Origin of the sequence: Sediminibacillus terrae (assembly GCF_009602435.1) — a bacterium.
GTDB lineage: Bacteria > Bacillota > Bacilli > Bacillales > Amphibacillaceae > Sediminibacillus > Sediminibacillus terrae.
In genome coordinates this window covers 20835-36538 of sequence record NZ_VZDQ01000003.1, presented here as the reverse complement: position 1 = coordinate 36538, position 15704 = coordinate 20835, and the positions used below count along the sequence as shown (strand labels likewise).

Annotated in this window: 14 protein-coding genes; 2 read left to right on the top strand and 12 right to left on the bottom strand. The window is 43.5% G+C overall.

Annotated elements, in window-relative coordinates:
• Positions 1–10: 10 nt before the first annotated feature.
• Together F6X55_RS01260 and F6X55_RS01255 are read right to left on the bottom strand one after the other, a co-directional pair.
• Positions 11–649, bottom strand: coding sequence for a class I SAM-dependent DNA methyltransferase (locus tag F6X55_RS01260; RefSeq protein ID WP_153461610.1), 639 nt, complete (start codon positions 647–649; stop codon positions 11–13).
• A 295-nt stretch (positions 650–944) separates the two neighbouring features.
• A complete protein-coding gene (locus tag F6X55_RS01255; protein WP_153461608.1) occupies positions 945–1655 on the bottom strand; it encodes a YhcN/YlaJ family sporulation lipoprotein in 711 nt (236 codons plus the stop codon).
• Between the two features lie 217 nt (positions 1656–1872).
• On the opposite strand from F6X55_RS01255, the gene F6X55_RS01250 reads away from it, so the two are divergent.
• Positions 1873–2109, top strand: coding sequence for a YhdB family protein (locus F6X55_RS01250; protein ID WP_026772424.1), 237 nt, complete (start codon positions 1873–1875; stop codon positions 2107–2109).
• A 221-nt stretch (positions 2110–2330) separates the two neighbouring features.
• Here the strand turns inward: F6X55_RS01250 and F6X55_RS01245 are convergent, their stop codons facing one another.
• The 10 genes from F6X55_RS01245 to F6X55_RS01200 form a co-directional block, all read right to left on the bottom strand.
• Positions 2331–3056, bottom strand: a complete 726-nt coding sequence (locus tag F6X55_RS01245; protein ID WP_026571872.1) for an SDR family oxidoreductase — start codon at positions 3054–3056, stop codon at positions 2331–2333.
• 6 nt (positions 3057–3062) lie between these two features.
• Positions 3063–4631 carry a bifunctional GNAT family N-acetyltransferase/carbon-nitrogen hydrolase family protein gene (locus F6X55_RS01240; RefSeq protein WP_026571871.1) on the bottom strand — a complete coding sequence of 523 codons (1569 nt, stop codon included), beginning with the start codon at positions 4629–4631 and terminating at the stop codon, positions 3063–3065.
• Positions 4632–4676: 45 nt separating this feature from the next.
• Complete coding sequence (locus F6X55_RS01235; RefSeq protein WP_153461606.1) at positions 4677–5609, bottom strand: Gfo/Idh/MocA family protein; 933 nt, start codon at positions 5607–5609, stop codon at positions 4677–4679.
• A gap of 165 nt (positions 5610–5774) precedes the next feature.
• A complete protein-coding gene (locus tag F6X55_RS01230; RefSeq protein WP_153461604.1) occupies positions 5775–7004 on the bottom strand; it encodes an anti-sigma-I factor RsgI family protein in 1230 nt (409 codons plus the stop codon).
• A complete protein-coding gene (sigI, locus tag F6X55_RS01225; RefSeq protein WP_026571868.1) occupies positions 7004–7738 on the bottom strand; it encodes an RNA polymerase sigma-I factor in 735 nt (244 codons plus the stop codon). Before sigI ends, F6X55_RS01230 begins: the two co-directional genes overlap by 1 nt.
• Positions 7739–8079: 341 nt before the next feature.
• Positions 8080–8853 (bottom strand): PRC-barrel domain-containing protein, encoded by a 774-nt coding sequence (locus F6X55_RS01220; RefSeq protein ID WP_026772427.1) that lies wholly within the window; start codon positions 8851–8853, stop codon positions 8080–8082.
• Between the two features lie 198 nt (positions 8854–9051).
• A complete protein-coding gene (locus F6X55_RS01215; protein WP_026772428.1) occupies positions 9052–9861 on the bottom strand; it encodes a S1C family serine protease in 810 nt (269 codons plus the stop codon).
• Between the two features lie 28 nt (positions 9862–9889).
• Complete coding sequence (locus F6X55_RS01210; RefSeq protein WP_026772429.1) at positions 9890–11923, bottom strand: ABC transporter ATP-binding protein; 2034 nt, start codon at positions 11921–11923, stop codon at positions 9890–9892.
• The gene (locus tag F6X55_RS01205; RefSeq protein WP_153461600.1) at positions 11923–13671 is read right to left on the bottom strand and encodes an ABC transporter ATP-binding protein; all 1749 of its coding nucleotides are present in this window, start codon (positions 13669–13671) and stop codon (positions 11923–11925) included. The genes F6X55_RS01210 and F6X55_RS01205 overlap by 1 nt, the downstream gene beginning before the upstream one ends.
• A 974-nt stretch (positions 13672–14645) precedes the next feature.
• Positions 14646–14861, bottom strand: coding sequence for a hypothetical protein (locus F6X55_RS01200; protein ID WP_237648573.1), 216 nt, complete (start codon positions 14859–14861; stop codon positions 14646–14648).
• 292 nt (positions 14862–15153) lie between these two features.
• Between F6X55_RS01200 and F6X55_RS01195 the strand changes: the two genes are divergently transcribed.
• Positions 15154–15702 (top strand): beta-class carbonic anhydrase, encoded by a 549-nt coding sequence (locus tag F6X55_RS01195; protein ID WP_153461596.1) that lies wholly within the window; start codon positions 15154–15156, stop codon positions 15700–15702.
• The last annotated feature ends 2 nt before the right edge of the window (positions 15703–15704 follow it).

Here is a 15704-nt window from a genome sequence, read left to right as displayed (position 1 = left end):
TTTGTTAATGTTACTGCTTTTCGGCAATCATGAGCCAAACAAATTGATTCATTTGTTTAAACGTAACATAAAAGCCGTTCTCTTCAAACAATGTTTGCAGCAAATCGAGCATCGGGTAATATTCGGTTGTTAAATCATATAATAAGTCGTCATACCCGTTAAGTTTCGCCTGTTGGTGAATCTGTCGCTTTGTTTCTTCGTTTTGGTAAGCAGTGTCGGCGAATACAATTTTGCCTCCCGCAGGAAGCAATTCACTGAACCCTTTGATTGCATGACCTTTTTCTTCATCAGTCAAATGATGGAAAGCATAGGTGCTCACTATGGTCGTTATCGGGATTTCCGGTTGTGGATAAGTGAGAAAGTCTCCATCTTCTACTTGAAAGTCCGGAAATTTTTTAGCAGTCGCTTCCCGCATAGCCAGGGAAGGTTCAACGCCGATCACTTTATGACCAGCTTCCATCAGCTTTTTGGAAAGGTTTCCGGTGCCTACGCCAAATTCCAAAACGTTTCCCCGGGAATTCCTGGTGACTTCTTCAAGTATTGTATCATATTTATCAAATACAGCACGATACTGCGGATCATGACCTGTTACGGTTTCATCATACGAACCAGCCCACTCATTAAATAAATCGATAAATTCACGGCCCATTCATTTTTCAACTCCCATTTTTTAATTCATACTAATACACTATGTTTTATTGGGATTATCGGTAATAATATAACATATTAAATGGGCTTTATCAATTAAGAATAATTATTGATAATGCAGTGCCGCTGCTTTTTTATACGGATCAAAGGAATCTGCCTATCCTTTTTCTAATCAGAGGACAGAAGTTTGGAGAAACAATCCAGAATTTGACCGAAAACGGAAAGCAAAACAGACATTAAAAAACGGCCGGCCATTGGAAAATGGTCAGCCGCTTTGTTCACATAGCAAAAACGCTCTATCGGTTTTGCGGGAAAAGTCGCTCGGTCATTTCCCCGAACTGTTCAAAAAACCCTTCGATTGGTTCGCCATTTCTCACGTCTTCCGCGTAATTGTTGGTCAGATTGACGAAATCCGGATTCGTTGAGACATATACATTGTCCACATTGTCATCTGCTTCCTTCACCACTTTGGAAACCTCTTCTTTAATCCTCTCGCTCACTTGATTATCGCCATTGCCATTGTTTCCGTTTTCGCCATTCTTGTCATTGTTACCGAAATTGGCATTGTTGCCATCGTCCCCATTGTTGTTGCCGCCGGTATCATTATTATTGCCGCCATTACCATTGTTTCCGTTGGTACCTTTGTTCAGTTCGGCAGCTACATATACATTGTTACCTGTAGTCAACACATAAGCGCGGTCGATGTCGTCGACCTGTTCGGCAATCCGGTCTCCCAACTGCTCATCGACCTCATACTGATCATTGTTCCCGTTTTGGTTGCCTTGATTGTCGGCATTTTCTCCGTTGTTTGCCATGTTACGGTTATCCATCCAATCATCGTCCCCAGGCGTGTTGCCCTGGTTCGGATAATCTGTCGTGTTGTTAAAACGAGTCTGCTGTACTCCATTATCATCGGTACCTTGTCCTGTTTGGTTGTCATCATTGTTTTGACAGCCCATCAGCATTGCCGTACCTAATAAAGTGACACCTAATGCTTTCCATTTCATGGTGTGGTCCTCCTTCTTTCTGGTTTAATGCTAGTATGGTTCAAGAATAGAGGTTTATGCGCTTCACCAATCACCAATCGATGGTAAAAACAATCAAGCTTTGGCATTGCTTGCCTTTCTTACCGAAAACATTTCCATCCCCTCCATAAACGCACGTAAATTGTTTTGAAAGACTGAGGAAAAACTAATCGCAACCCTTCAGAAAGAGGGATGTAGAATGGTTATACCTGACTATGACAAAGCGTTGTATTATACACTTTGGGGACAATGGGATGACTTGCTTGTATTGATGGTGCGGACCCAGGACGATTTTTTAGCAAAAAAAATTGAAACGTTCTTACACGCCTTTCACTATACACGAAGCGAACAAAACGTCATCGATTCCCATGAAAGTCTGCTCCACTATATCGATCACGCGATGGCCCACACACCAGCAATTGAAGTTGAAATATAAAAAAGCGACTGTATATCGACCAAAACAAAAGCCGGACGAATTCTAAGTGCTAAACGAATTCGCCCGGTTTTTTTTGGCTTGTAAGTTCTTCAATCCCTTTATCCTGTTGCTGGATGGGTGCTTCTTCCTATCGATACGTCACTCCTGGCTCGGATTTCCCTTTCTCAAGAAAGCACCAAACGCTTTCTTGCAGGATTTTTGAGCTCGAACTTATGCCGTTCCTACGTGCGCGGATATTCTTGACAAAGAGGATGGACATACATTTCGTCAATTACCATGTGTTTAGGTGCTTCTGCCATGTACCGGACAGCCTCAGCCACTTCCTCCGCTTTCAGCCAATCGGCTTTACCGGCAGTACTTTTATTGTTTTCGCCAAAATTGGTATCCACAAGTCCAGGGTTTATCGTGCTCACCCGTACACCATCCCGTTGCAACTCCTGAGCAACTGAGCCAATAAATCCTTGGACAGCATACTTGGTTGCTGTATATAAAGAGCCTTTATCTGCAAGTGAATAGCGGGCCACATCTGAAGAAACCGTAATAATTGTACCGGACTGCTGCCGCTTCATTATCGGGATTACTGCTTTCGTAAACAGGAATACACCCTGTACATTGACTTCGAACGTTTTTCTCCATTCTTCAACCGTTATATCCTCTACTTTTTTCGACACGCCTACTCCTGCATTGTTCACAAGGATATCAACCGAGCCAAACGACGTCCTGGTGGCTTGGACTACCTGGTCGACCTCAATCTCTTTGGTCACATCGGCGCGAAAAGAAAAAATGTCCTGACAGCCTTCTTCCTCCAGTTCTCGCTTGGTGCGATGAATTTCATCTGAACTTCCTGTAATCGTCAGCTTCACTCCATTTTTGGCAAGCTCACGGGCAATCGCTTTGCCAATGCCGCGGGATGCCCCCGTTACAATTGCCACTTGTCCCTTGAGCATGAATGATCATCCCTTCTTCTGATCGTTTTCTCCGGTATTCAATTTTTTATAATTGATTTCGAATAAGTCCCGTCTTCGATCACGCAGTTGCCGGACTGTACCCGATTTACGCTGCCTGCGCAAGATTTCCAAGTCCACGTCCCCTACCACGACTGTTTCGATATTAGGGTGGCATTCACCAATGATCCCATCACGGGCAAATTCAAAGTCCGATGGAGTGAAAATGCCCGATTGCGCATACTGAATGTCCATGTTTTCAACTTGCGTCAAATTTCCCACTGTCCCGGCAATCACTGTATATACTTGGTTTTCGACAGCACGGGCTTGCGCACAATATCTGACACGCAGATACCCTTGCCGGTCATCGGTACAAAACGGCACGAAGATAATGTTCGCCCCCTGATCGACCGCATATCTTGTCAGTTCAGGGAATTGGATATCATAGCAAACCTGGATGGCGATTTTGCCACAGTCCGTGTCGAACACTTTTACTGCGTCGCCAGGCTGTATGCCCCACCATTTCCTTTCGTTCGGAGTAACATGGATTTTGTATTGTTTTTCAATCGTACCGTCTCTGCGGAATAGGTAGGCGATGTTATAAATATGACCATCCTCTTCAACGAAATGAGAGCCGCCGACTATATTGATATTGTATTTCATCGCCAAGTAAGTAAATAACTCGATGTAGTCTTCTGTGTATTCGGTCAAGCGTCGTACAGCCTTGGATGGCACCTTTTCCTCCAGGAATGACATCAACTGGGTCGTGAAAATTTCAGGGAAAACGGCAAAATCAGAGCCAAAGTCGTAAGCCACGTCCACATAATACTCTGCTTGCCGGGCAAATTCTTCAAAGGACTCGATATTTTTCATCATGTACTGAATCACGGTGATCCGCACCGGATATGCCGTCTTAAAATGCCGTTTCGATTTCGCGCGGTAATCGATATTGTTCCATTCCATCAATGTGGCATATTTGGCTGACTGTACGTCGTCGGGCAGATAGCCTGGATTGATGCGCATAACGGTAAACCCGTTCATGATTTGAAATGTCAGAACCGGATCATATATCTTTTTCTCAATCACTTCCTCGACATACTGCCTTGGTGTCAGCTGATCCTGATACTTATGGTAATTCGGAATCCGGCCCCCGATAATAATACTTTTTAAATTTAACTCTCTCGCCAGTTCCTTCCGTGCTTCATATAAGCGTTTGCCGATTTTCATTCCCTGATATTCGGGATCAACCATTACCTCGATACCATATAAATTGTACCCTTCAGGATCATGATTGGTAATATAACCCTCATCGGTAATGTCATCCCACGTATGCTTGTCATCATACTCATCAAAGTTGATGATTAAACTGGAACAGCTTCCGATGATGTCCCCATCCAATTCCACACAAAACTGGCCCTCCGGAAAATGTTCCAAGTGACTTTGTAGATGCTCCGGTTTCCAAGGATCCATTTGCGGGAAACAGGATTCCTGCAGCTTTACTATTTGCGGAATATCTTCTTCCACAATGTTGCGTACGATTAGTTTTTTCTCGAATTGCTTCAAGTCCAGTTTGGACATATAGATCGAACCCTTTCTATCTTTGATGCGGTTGATTACGATCGGTTACCTTTCTTGATGCCTAATGATCAATTTATCAAGCAGCCGTTGAGATTCTAGAGCTTCCCAACCATCGACTTCAGGGGCTTCATCATTCACGACCGCCGAAATGAAATGGGAAACGGCTCCCGTAAACCCTTTAGTCGTCAACAGGTCTTCCCATGAGGGGGGATAACTCTCCGATAGACATCCTTCAGCTTCCACCTGGAGTGTATTTAGATTATTTACCCGGATTATCGATTTTTCATTCACTAATTCCAGTTTTTCCAAATTAGTGCCGGCACGGCGATGCATCGCCGCAGTGAAATGCTGTCCGTCTGTTTGGAATGAATGTTTTGCAAACAACATCTGCCCGGATTCGTTTTCCCTTGTAAAAGAATCTGTGACTTTCACTTCTGCTTTATCAGCCAACCAGCGAATTGTATCGATTGCATGCAAGTAATCATCAAGCATCGTGAAGGCGAATGAATCTGGCCCAACGTTGTCCGCACGGTGCTTTTCCATTTGCACCCAATTCAATCCACCTGACAATTGTCTCGCTTTCCTGTACAGCGGGGCGAATCTTCGGTTAAAACCGACCATCAGTTTTCTGCCGGTCTTTCCACTTAATTCCGCTAGCCGGATTGCTTCCTCCAGGCTGGCGGCCAATGGTTTATCGACATATACGTCTTTACCTTGTCCAAGTAAATAGGAAACGATATCAAAATGCGTATCTGTGGATGTATGTACAAATACAGCGTCACTTTGGGAAGACAGCGATGCCAAACTATCGAAGCTGTTGATCCGGAAATGACGGCACAATCTCTCCCGTTTCGCCCTGTCGGGTGAGTAGGCTCCCGCTATCTGCCAGTCTGTTTCCTTCATTAGTATGGGCAGGTAGGCTTTTTGTGCGATATTCCCAAGCCCTACAATCCCTATCCTCGGTTTTCTTGTCTCCATTTGTGCAGCTCCCTCTCCGCAATTTTGTATAGTTTAATTGTACTTGATTAAGAAAAGATCACCAACCAAAAACCAATTAAATCACACGTTACCGGTCATGTAGTGCTCAGCTTCGGTTTTCCTTTCAAAAAAGCCCTTTTCCTAATAAAGGAAAAGGGCTTTTGTCTAATGATGACCATGACGTTGACCGTTTCGGTTCTTATTTCCATTACCGTGTCCCGGTGAATGGTTGTTTTTATCGTGTTTCATTTGCTGGTGATCACTTTGTTTTTTTCTGTCTGGTCGTTTATTATTTTTCTTGTTCGGATGTCCGGCCGGGGTGTGTTGTATGGAATGCTCCGGTTTACTTTTGTTGTTCATCCGATGTTTTTGACTTGATTCTTTTTGTCGTTTCATTCCCTGTTTGTTTGTTTTTTTCTTCAATGCCTCAGGAGTATTGGACCGATGAGATTCTGCCTGTTCTTGGGAGTCTACATGTTTTCCGTTATCCGGTTTCACTGCTAAATCATTGTTTTCATTTTGTTTGACAGCTGTTTGTTTGACTGTATCGCTTTGAAAATCATTCGAACCGTCAGATGCTTCAGCTGGGTTATCACTATGATTTGTTGAAGTATCGGTCGAATCCCGCTCGTCAGCTTTTTCCTCGTGATCATCTTTATTATAATAAGATTGTATAAGTTCTTTTTCCTGATCATCGATTTGCAATGCCTCCGTATCGGACTCCACCTGTTTATCGACCTGTTCTGCGAACAATTCATTCATCGATTTACGCTCGGATCTTGCAGCTTCACGGATTTTCTCAGGCACCTCGAACGTTGCGACACTAAGTTCCTCTTGTGGATGCTGATTAAAAAATTGATCCAGTGTATCGGTAATATGTTTTTCTTTCTTTTGCCCATCTAAGTAACTGACCCCGATCAGCACCACGTTTTCCCCGTCGATAAGCCGGTCTTTCTTTCCCTGCTCAATCAGAAGGGTGGTCACCTCTTCTACCGTTTTATTTTCCCAGGATGATCCTATCTCGATCAGAATCTGCTCTGCATCTTCATTCAACGGTCTGATGCTTTTCACCTTCATGGCTTCGTCCACTTCCATTTCCACGCTTGGATTGATATCGACATTGACATAAGCATACACTTTGTCCCCGTTGTACCAAGCGTATAACGGAAGGGTGATCAGCATGACCAGGACCGTCATGACAGCGACTTTTGTGCGCCTGTTCACTGTCTTCCCAGTTAACAAAAAGCGATGGAAGCGGCCGTTCTGTATCGGTTTATACTCCACCTCTGCGCCGACCTCTGCAGAAGCAACAGGTTCAGCTTTGTGGAATACACCATATCTATCCATTACAATCATGTAATGGCGGTGCCGCTCCATGATGATTCCTCTTTTCACTAACCCAACCCCTTTAAGTAATCTTTTAAATAAATATAGTCCCCACTGAGAATAATAAAAATGGCAAGGATGAATTTTCTGTTTCTCTCTAATGTTTTTTTACTGACATCCACATAATTGACCAGATTTTTAATCGGAATTTTTCTTTTCTTAAGGACATAACTTCTCAGAAACTCATTTTCATGAAGCACTCTGGCTACACGGATGGCTGACTCTCGTGCATCACGGTGCTTCGGGGAAATAACTGTAAGCTCCTCAAAGGACAATTTATATTCTTTGAGCTTATCTTGCAAATCTTTGATTTCTTCCCTCCGATACCAACTGTCGACTTGGTCCTGGTAAATTGCTTTGGCAGCATTCACTTCAGACGGATTTTCCAGTTGGGCATCTTCTAACGGCTCATCGATGGATGCGGCGGCAGTCTTGGTCTGTTCCTGCCTGATATAATCGATGACACGGCGCTTCACGACAAGTCGGGCAAACGACAAAAACGAACTGCCTTTATCAGCTGAATAAGAAAGCATGGCTTCGTTGAATGCCAGCAGACCGACACTGAATTCGTCATCTATTTGAGGATCTATATATCGTTTACACACATCCGAAACGCTTTTGGCGATGAAAGGTTGATACGCTTTCAACAAGCTATTTTGTACTTCCTCGTTTCCTTCCTGCACCATTTCAATCAAATCTTCTAAACGTTGTTTATTATCAGAAGCAGAGCGATGAGTGATCAACCCTCATCACCTCCAGCCTTTAAAAATTTCGAATATCGCAGTATTTTTCTGGGTGTTTTGTTTAATTTGCTATGTTGTATTGTTCGTTTATATTTATTCTGCATGATAATCTCCATTATTCTTTAATATGATTAATGATACCGAATCAGAAAACAGGAAGCTATCACAAGAAGATTACATTTTGTTTAAATAGTTGTCATGAAGTTACAAAATCCGTGGAAAGAGTGAAGAACATACTGATGTTAAAAGAATTACTGTTACAATCTCCCGTTCAAGATTCTTCAGACAAAAAAATGCACCACCAATCGTGATGATGGTGGTGCATTGCTTATTCCAATTGATTAGTAAGTCCAATAGGTCTTTTTGCCATAGGACGTGTGCAGCTCTTGTTCGGTTTCCCTGGTTATTTCCTTTTTCTCTGAAATTCCGGGACCGTTTTTCACTGCTTCCTGGGTGACATCGAGGTACAGATTGTAATCAACCCAATCTACCGACTGCGTCCAATCAGGGGAGAGCAATGAATATTCCCAAGAAAAGCCTTGTCCATTTTTCACGACAAGGTAGCGCAGTTTCCAGTTTTCCCCGTCCAATAAAACATCGTCGATGGTTCCGATTTTCCCATCTGAAGCATGAACGGTGAATTTATCTGTCAAGTCGTCCAGATTTCGTAAGTTATGCGTCAGTTCTTCTGCCAGAGTTTCTTCTCGATTCTCTGGTAAATCCCTTGCCTGATCTGAATTGGTGATTGCTCCAACTAATGGTACATCCTGCCGTCCCCAAAGCAGTCCGCCTGTCCAGTATGGTGCCCACCCATAATATCGAGTGAGGGTCATTTCATACTCTCTGGATAATGGAGAGCCCTCATCAAGCGAAGGGCTGTTCCGTACCGTTTCTTTATCGCTCGACAGCTCGATTGTCCGATTTTCGTCATCGATTGTCTGGAAAGACCGTGGGGATAAGAGTACTTTCTTGCCCGGCAGCCATTTCCTGGTATCCACTCCAAAGTAACGGAGCACCCATTGTTTATCGTCAAAAAACAATTCTTTTACTTTCCCCAATTCACCGTCGCTTGCCTTTAATTGATAGTCATTCAAAGAGGATGCATAGTAAAGCATCATCATTCCTCCTTTTTTCTTTACAAATACCCTTGTCTTACCCATGTAAAACGCAGCGGGCATGCAGACGAAAAGAGCTGACGGACTTGCCGGGATTGATAGAAGGAGCACTCTCTAATTTCCCAAAGTACACCATTTAAAAAACCGAACAAATCGTTCGGTTTTTTTGGTCAAGCTGCTTCTGTCCCGACCGCAACTTTATTGTTGTTCATGGTAATATTCAATCGGAACCGCCAGACCGACTTTTCCGTGTTTTTCCTCATCAAGCGTAGCAAACACCACACCGATTACTTTTCCAGCTTCATTGATAACCGGACTGCCGCTATTGCCTCGATAAACAGGCGCTTTCAACATCATCACCCGTTCTTCCCAATCAGGCAGCTGTGTATAACCAATTATTTCGCCTTCATTGGCAATCCCCTGAAACCGCAACGGGTTACCTATAAAATAAAAATGTTCTTCTTCGGTAAAACGGCTGCTTTCAGCTAATTCCAAGTGCGGCAAATCCTCCCCTTCGACCTGAAGCACGGCTAAATCGACGTCAGGGTAATCGGCAACCACTTCCGCTTTAAAAAGCCCTTCCTCCGGATAAGCAACCACGATCCGTTTCTCCCCTTCAATCACATGATGGTTGGTCAAAATCCGTCCATCTTCCGTAATGGAAAACCCTGTTCCCCGGCTATCGCCGGCTTCGATGACCACGACCGCTGGTTTATAGCTGCTGATTTCATCGTTTGCCGACAGCTTGGATGAGGTAATCAAAAAGTTGACAGCAGGTATCGAAACAGTATTCGGAAGTAAAGCAATGACATTTATCATCATGGCAGCTGCAATCAACCAAAACGTATATTTCGGAAACGGGCGTTTTGGTCGATCACGCTCCTCCTGTTCTTTCTCGCGAGATTTCCGTTTTTCTTCTTCGAGGATTTCCAACAGCTCTTCCTCCGGGATTTCTTCATACAAATCCTTATCGATGATATCCTGTTTGCGGTCCTCTGAATTCGCCATTTACACACCCCACGCTTCCGCGTCTTGCTTAAACGACCTGTTCCTTCAGCCTGCCCTGCTGCATCTGATACATTTGATAATAAAGGCCGGCCTGTTCCAGTAGACTTTGATGGTCGCCTTGTTCTTTGATTGTACCATGCTCCAGGACAAAGATGTTATCTGCCTGCTGGATTGTCGAAAGCCTATGGGCAATAATCAAGGTCGTTCGCCCCTCTTTCAGTACATTCAATGCCTTTTGGATAACATTTTCCGTTTCGGTATCGATATTGGCTGTAGCCTCATCAAGAATCAAGATGGAAGGATCGAATGCCAGGGCCCGGGCAAAGGAAATCAACTGCCGTTCTCCCATCGAGAATGTGCTCCCGTCCTCTTTGACGGGTTCCTCATATTGACCTGGCAGTCGTTCGATGAACCGATCAGCACCGACAGCCTTTAATGCATCTATCGCCATTTCCCGGGAAATAGTCGGGTCATTCATGGTGACATTCGACAAAATGGTACCTGTAAAAAGAAACGGATCCTGCAATACGATCCCCATATGGCTCCTTACCTGCTGTCTCGATAGCTTCGCAATCTTTTTGCCATCGATCAAAATGTTTCCTTGCTGTGGATCATAAAACCTGAATAGCAAATTCATGATGGAGCTTTTCCCGGACCCGGTGTGCCCGACAAAGGCAGCCGTTTCTCCCGGTCGGATGTCTAAATCGATATTCTTCAAAACATATTCTTCTTCGTCATAAGCAAACCAGACTGACTGAAACTGAACATGTCCTTTATATTTTTCGATTGGTGCGGTTTCGACATCCTCTCCCTGCTGCTCCATCAACTCAAAAACCCTGGACGCTGCCACCCTCGCCTGCTCCAATAACGGCAGCTGATTGACAATGTCATTTACTGGATTGAAAAGCCTTGTTAAATAATCGACAAATGCATACAAAACGCCCGCTGTGATAATACTTTCCGGACCGATCGAGGAAGAGCCGAAATACCAGATGAATGCCACGAACGCGAGATTGCGCAACACATTGACAAGATTGTGCGACGTTAATGCACTCAGCTTCACAAGCTTTCGCTGGTACACAAAATGCCGTTCATTCATCTCTTCAAATTCATTTTTCACCTGTTCTTCTTTTTGAAATGCTTGGATTATGGGCATGCCATGAATCGATTCATTGATGTTTCCGTTGATGTCACTAACCGTTGACCGGACCACTCTGTTATATTTCGTTCCAAAATATTTATACACTTTCATCCATAGATAAATGACCGGTAACAAGATCAGACAGAGTGCTGCCAGACGAAAGTCCAACAGGAACAACGCGATATATATTCCCGCCATGTAAATGATACTTGTGACAAATACGGACAGCACACGTTCATATAAGTCCCTGATCGCTTCCGTATCATTGGTCACTCTGGCCACGATTTTTCCGGCAGGCTGATTGACGTAATACTGAATCGGCACTTCTTGTGTATGCTTGAAGATATCGTTGCGCATCTTTTCCACTACCCTGTTTGAAGCTTTTTGCAGCAAGTAGGTCTTTCCAAACTGAAAAATCGCCGCGATCAACAGCAGCAAAACGTATAAACTCAAAAGCCATACAATCGGTGACTGCTCTGGTTTGAAGAAGTTATACAAATCAGCAACACTCAACTTTTGCACTTCCGCTTCTTCGGTTCCCTCCGGCCCTGTTACTATGACGGAGCCGTCCTCGATGCTGCGGGTGCCGGTTTGGCTGACTTCTTTATCTGTAAGATAGTAGGACCTGCCAACCTGCATCAAACTGACTGTACCAAGAGACGATTCCCCTTGTTTCATGCGGTCTTCACGCTTGTAATGCTCCCCATTGAAGGAAACCGTGTACTTATCATCCCGTTTTTCTACTTGATGCCAAGTTGTTTCAATGCCGGTTATATGATCGTCAATGACGCGCTTGGCGATAAACGGGCCGGCCAGTTCAAGCGATACAGCGACAACTAAACAAACAAGACCTAGTATGATGGTTTTCTTGAACTTCATCGCATATTGAAATAATTTTTTTTCTGTCGTTGATTTCTTCATTAGGAGATCACCTCCTGTTCTTCAAGCTGTTGCAGTTGAAATTGTGCTGCATACCAGCCATTGATCTCCATTAATTGTTGATGTGTCCCTTTCTCAACTACTTTCCCCTCATCAAGGACAATGATCAAATCAGCATGTTCAACCGCCGACAACCGGTGAGCAGCGATAAAGGTCGTTTTATGCTTACGTACCTGTTTTAAATGATCAATGATGTTAGCCTCTGTCTTGCCGTCAACCGCCGACAAAGCGTCATCCAAGATTAGGATTTGTGGATCCTTGATGAAAGCCCGTGCTAAGGACACACGCTGTTTCTGCCCTCCTGATAACGTGACGCCGCTCTCGCCTACCATTGTATCGAGACCATTCGGAAGTGTTTCGATGTCTTTCAAGAACTGGGCTGTTTCCATGACACGGAATATTTCCTCATCCGTCGCATTCGGTTTACCGAATTGAATGTTTTCCCGGATGGTTTTGGAAAACAGGATTTGCTCCTGAGGCACGTATCCAATCCAGCTGCGGACATCCTCTAACTTCAGTTGCTCGATCGGAATTCCCGAAATCCGCAAATTACCGCGCAGACCCGGGTACTCGCGCAGCAATTGTTTGAATAAGGTCGACTTGCCTGCCCCGGTTTTTCCGACAACTCCGATTGTCTCTCCTTTTTCCACCTCGAAATCAATTGCCTGCAGACTGTCTTTCACACTGTCTGGATAAGCGAAACTTACCTTGTCAAAGACAATCGACTCCGGAGAACGTGCGCCCGATGGTTGAATAGGATTCCGTACATCCGCCTGATAGCCCAGTGTCTCATGAACCCGGTCCAGGGAGGCATTTCCCCGTTGCATGACATTGATTAATTCACCGACAGCAAACATAGGCCAAATCAGCATTCCTAAATAGACATTGAACGATACAAGCTCGCCGATGGTCAGATTATTTTGGAATACCAGCATGGCACCATACCCTAAGCCGATCGTATAGGATAAGCCGACGAGAATTTTCATGGTTGGTTCGAAAAGCGCGTCTATCTTGGCAACTTCCAAATTCTTTTGATATACATCAGACGTCATTGTCTGGAAACGCCGTTCGTCTTGTTGCTCTTGAACAAAAGCACGGATCACCCTTACTCCGCGGATTGATTCCAGTACTTCATTATTCATTTCGCCGAATGCATGCTGGGCTTTGGTAAATCGATCGTGAATGACATTTCCATATTTTTGCATGACGACAGCCATGATCGGCAGTGGCAAAAGCGCTGCCAAGGTCAGCTTCCAGCTGATAGTAAACCCCATTACCGCGATGATCATCAACATGAATATACTAGAATCGACCAGCGTCAGGATGCCAAAGCCCGTTGTCATTGATATCGCCTTTAAGTCATTGGTGCTCCTCGCCATTAAGTCGCCCGTCCTGTACTTTCCGAAAAAAGTGGGGGTCATTCGCAGAAAGTGGTTCATCAGACGAGTCCGCATCAGTTTTTCCATAATGGCAGCACCGCCGAATAAGTTATAATCCCACAAGAAAGAAATGGTATAACTTGAAATGATGATCAAACCATATAACAATAGCAATTCAACCATCCGGTCCCAATCAAACGTTTGAAACTGCATCTCATCAATCGCCATTCCCACAAGCTTTGGCGGAATCAAGTCAATCAGACTCGCAGCGATCAATGCAACAATCGCAAAACTGTACCTTTTCCAATACTTTTTAAAAAACCAATCCAATTTCCAAAATACACTAAACATACTTGTCACCTGCTTCTTTTCTTCGATAGATTTGCTAACCGCTCTCTTTCCAATCCCCTACTACTTCCTGTTTACGCTGCATAACACCCATCAACAACCCCTCCTAAAATTGACATGTATATGTTAGAAAAACTTAGCATATCGCCAAATTATGGCGAATGCTTTTAGTTTTCCTTATACTTGTTTCCTTTTTTTCCTTTTGACCTTTACAAGTGATAGAAAAACTTAGCATATCGCCAAATTATGGCGAATGCTTTTAGTTTTTCTTATACTTGTTTCCTTTTTTTCCTTTTGGCCTTTACAAGTGATAGAAAAACTTAGCATATCGCCGGATTATGGCGAATGCTTTTAGTTCTTCTCATGCTTAAATCTGAAATTCGGTAAAAAAATAGACACACATCCGCAGACGTGTGTCTATAAATAAAAAAAGTCACGGAAATGATTGTTCGTGACCGTCCAAACATACTTATGTACTTTCCGTAGTATAGAAAATTCACTAATCAGTAAACATAAGGCTTCCAGAAGGTCACAGGCGTATGAAGTTTTTTGAGACGTACAATCATTACTTTTTTCATGGTCTGTGACCTCCTTTCTTCGTTTTATGCTTTCTTATTATATAATTGTGAATATTGTGTGTCAACCTGTTGTTTTATTTTTCTGATAGTTTGCCTCCTTTTTTAACGACACATAAGCAAGCCCTGGTTTAAAGGAGAACAGCTAAATTTCCCATGCATCCTGTGGCAACACCTACCTGCACAGGCCACATGTTGTCGACTTCCTACACGTCTTGGCGTAAGGTTTTGTGTCATCTTATGGATTGGCTTAAGAAAAGGTCATTCTTTTTATTTTATCCTTTCTAATCAACAAAAAAGGGCCGGGACAGAAGCACGGCGACCAAAGCAAAACCGAACGATTTGGTATCGTTCGGTTTTTATATTGATTTCTATGCTTTTGTCACAGCCTCTTTTAAATTACTATTTGGAATTGACACCTAACTTAACCATATGAGACACCTTGTCCAAAGGGACTTCGGTTGCTTCTGCTATTTTCTCAGGGGTCACATGCGGATGTTTCAGGATGTACGTTTTCACCTTCTCGCTATCCGCTAAACAAGCAGGACATGTCATAAACGGTGATGGTGGCATCGGTTTTTGGCATAACCGGCACTTTCTTGTCATCTCTTCCATCATCTCACCCTTTCCTTAGGACCCATTATTTACTATACTCTTATTCGTATTCTTTTTGAAATAAAAGGGGGTGCTTGAATCAAAATTTTGCATAATGTGAGGTAAAACGAAGTTTTAAAACTTTTTTCGCAATGACGTGGTGGTATTACAATTACTATTTAAATCACTGTAACATACACACTGGCGCAATAAAAGGATATGCGGGCAAGTTTTCTGAAAACAATACTTTTGTAGGATGTTTTTATTGAAATTCCACCCATCTACAGTTATTTTAATGTCAGAAAGGGTGACATTTATGCTGCTAGAAAACATGCTGGAATATAATCGAAAATTTGTAGAAGATGGCCAACCAATAAGGGAACCATCCCTTTATCCCAATAAGAATGCTGTAGTTTTGACCTGTATGGAACCACAGATCGAATCTCTTCTAAGGAATGCACTCGACCTGCAAGACGGAGATGTCGAAATGATCAAAAATGCTGGCGGTTTTGTTTCCGACCCTTATGACAGTGTGATGCGCAGCTTGCTTATAGCTGTATACGAGCGAAGGGCCGATGAAATATTTGTCATCGGACATTATGGTTGCTGGATGAAGGATTTTGACGCGGAAGCCGCGATAGAGAGGATGAAGCTGCAGGGAGTGAGCGAGGAATCGATGGAGGGTTTCAATAATAACAAAGGCCTCGCTGAATGGCTCAATGGCAGTCAACAAGTAGAGGAAATGGTGAGAACTAGTGTCAGCACCATCGAAAATCACCCGCTTTTACCCGAAGATACACCGGTACATGGCTTAATAGTCGATCCTTCCACCGGAAAACTTGACGTCATTGTATATGGTTTTTAAGA

Excerpts from the sequence above, each read along its gene's own strand:
- F6X55_RS01260 (WP_153461610.1), bottom strand. The coding sequence starts at position 649 with ATGGGCCGTGAATTTATCGATTTATTTAATGAGTGGGCTGGTTCGTAT.
- F6X55_RS01255 (WP_153461608.1), bottom strand. The coding sequence starts at position 1,655 with ATGAAATGGAAAGCATTAGGTGTCACTTTATTAGGTACGGCAATGCTG.
- F6X55_RS01250 (WP_026772424.1), top strand. The coding sequence starts at position 1,873 with ATGGTTATACCTGACTATGACAAAGCGTTGTATTATACACTTTGGGGA.
- F6X55_RS01245 (WP_026571872.1), bottom strand. The coding sequence starts at position 3,056 with ATGCTCAAGGGACAAGTGGCAATTGTAACGGGGGCATCCCGCGGCATT.
- F6X55_RS01240 (WP_026571871.1), bottom strand. The coding sequence starts at position 4,631 with ATGTCCAAACTGGACTTGAAGCAATTCGAGAAAAAACTAATCGTACGC.
- F6X55_RS01235 (WP_153461606.1), bottom strand. The coding sequence starts at position 5,609 with ATGGAGACAAGAAAACCGAGGATAGGGATTGTAGGGCTTGGGAATATC.
- F6X55_RS01220 (WP_026772427.1), bottom strand. The coding sequence starts at position 8,853 with ATGCTTTACTATGCATCCTCTTTGAATGACTATCAATTAAAGGCAAGC.
- F6X55_RS01215 (WP_026772428.1), bottom strand. The coding sequence starts at position 9,861 with ATGGCGAATTCAGAGGACCGCAAACAGGATATCATCGATAAGGATTTG.
- F6X55_RS01210 (WP_026772429.1), bottom strand. The coding sequence starts at position 11,923 with ATGAAGAAATCAACGACAGAAAAAAAATTATTTCAATATGCGATGAAG.
- F6X55_RS01205 (WP_153461600.1), bottom strand. The coding sequence starts at position 13,671 with ATGTTTAGTGTATTTTGGAAATTGGATTGGTTTTTTAAAAAGTATTGG.
- F6X55_RS01200 (WP_237648573.1), bottom strand. The coding sequence starts at position 14,861 with ATGATGGAAGAGATGACAAGAAAGTGCCGGTTATGCCAAAAACCGATG.
- F6X55_RS01195 (WP_153461596.1), top strand. The coding sequence starts at position 15,154 with ATGCTGCTAGAAAACATGCTGGAATATAATCGAAAATTTGTAGAAGAT.